The 1,919-nt window shown below is 36.7% G+C and carries 2 protein-coding genes; one reads left to right on the forward strand and one right to left on the reverse strand.

Features of this window, described 5'->3' with window-relative positions; genetic code table 11:
- Positions 1–260 precede the first annotated feature (260 nt).
- Positions 261–1,265 (reverse strand): putative solute-binding protein, encoded by a 1,005-nt coding sequence (locus UC75_RS18085; RefSeq protein WP_049838384.1) that lies wholly within the window; start codon positions 1,263–1,265, stop codon positions 261–263.
- A gap of 253 nt (positions 1,266–1,518) precedes the next feature.
- On the opposite strand from UC75_RS18085, the gene UC75_RS22405 reads away from it, so the two are divergent.
- Positions 1,519–1,919 (forward strand): ATP-binding cassette domain-containing protein (locus tag UC75_RS22405; RefSeq protein WP_228137492.1); only part of this gene is annotated, 401 nt, incomplete at its 3' end.

Genomic DNA, 1,919 nt, shown 5'->3' on the forward strand with positions numbered 1-1,919 from the left:
TTCATTTTCTTCATCCTTCCACGGAACAGATTTTTTGTTTGAAGTTTCCTTTCAAAGACAGATATTAATCATGTTTTTTAGAAAAAAATAGAGCTTTTACTCAAATATTTTTATCTAATTGAACCATTGTTTGTTCAATTTAAATTATTTATTAGTGGTAAAAATCACTAAGTTTCCGTAAGTTACTTTTTATATTCACAATTTTCATACCCATATTCAGCTTTGAAATATATGTAGCGTTTTTGTGTTTAAAAAATAAACTATTCTCCATTAAGGGTACATTCAAAATTAGTTCTTTCAACCGTACAACGAGCACGCTTCAGCACACTCATCATTGTTGCATCGTATACACCTTGTTTTGTTAAGCTGAGGCGACCTTCACGTAAAATTTTTTGATATTTAATTTTGTCTTCAGCTGAAAAATTCATTTTAATTTTTGATGGTACGCCCATTTCTAGACGTTTTATCATGGCAAAGTTCTGAGGTAATTGCTGTAGAAACCAAGCACGTGACTTTATACCGAAATCTGCGGGGAACTTATCACTTCGAGCAACTAAATCTCCCGTAACGTTAACCACAGGGAAAGTAAACATTGCCCCTTTCCCTCCCACCCCTTTACCAATCTCTAAAGGTTTATAAGCATAAGCTGGTGCCGCAATTGCATCGACTTGTCCACTATTAAACTTTTTCACAAAATCGTTAATTTCTGATGGAATGGGCTGGGCACCTACACTTTCCACCATAATCTTCTGTGCTGCGTCATATTGCAAAATAGCAAATTTAGTACCGCGTACTTTTTCAATTGAGTTGAGGTTTTTATCTCTTACAAATAAATAAGCCAATCCAATCTGAACAATCCCGACGACTTCGTAATTGGCCCCATTTTGTGCAGTTACCATACGATGTTTATTACGCTTATCTAAAACGTAGCTAATTGCTTTTTGCGCAATAGCATTACTGGTTACTCCACCAATCGCATCAATCGAACCTGCAAATTTATTGTAATTTCTCGCCCGCATGGAAGTCATATAAGCGGCATCACACTTGCCTTCACGCAACCTACGGTCAACCAAAGCTTCATCTTGAAATGGAATTAAAGTGATATCTGCTTGCCACTCTTTCGCTGCAAGCGCCCACTCTTCCATCAGTTTATAGGATTCACCTGACTTTCCTAATAAATCAAACACACACACATTTTGTCCCGCATGTGCTGTCCCCATAGCACAGCAAAATGCTGCGCCAATTATCCCCAATCTTTTTTTCATTTGACTTTCCTTAGTCTAGTTTTATTAGTAGCTCATTAATCAACCAAAATTTAAACTGTTTTTATTTTAGCCATATTTTTTTAAATGTGTTCTATCTTATTCAATATTTTGAGAATTTCGGATGAATAGCGAAATTTAGAATGTCTTGATATATGTAATTATTAACAGCTACTCACTAAAATCCGGAAAGTTTTGTTTTCATCGGCAGTTCTCTTTAAAATACAGCATCCCTAACTCACCTCGATACAATAAGATGATTCAATTTGACCAAGTTTCTTTACGCCGCGGTGGACGTGTTCTATTTCAAAAAGCGTCTATGCAATTACACCCAGGTTGGAAGATTGGTCTAACTGGTGTAAATGGTGCAGGTAAGTCAACATTATTTGCTGCATTACTTGGAAGTTTAGGTGCTGATGAAGGTTCACTTACTCGTCCTACAGGCTGGACTGTAGCGCATATGGCTCAAGAAATAAAAGCCTTAGATATGCCTGCAATTGATTTTGTTCTTTCGGGTGATGAAGAATTTTGGGATATTCAAAATAAGCTTGCTCAACCAGATCAACTTACTGACTCTGAACTGGCTCAATTGCATGGCCGATTTGATGAAATTCATGGTTATTCAGCACCATCTAAAGCAGCTCAACTCATGGCTGG

Source organism: Acinetobacter sp. V2, from assembly GCF_001188385.1.
Classification (GTDB): Bacteria; Pseudomonadota; Gammaproteobacteria; order Pseudomonadales; family Moraxellaceae; genus Acinetobacter; species Acinetobacter oleivorans.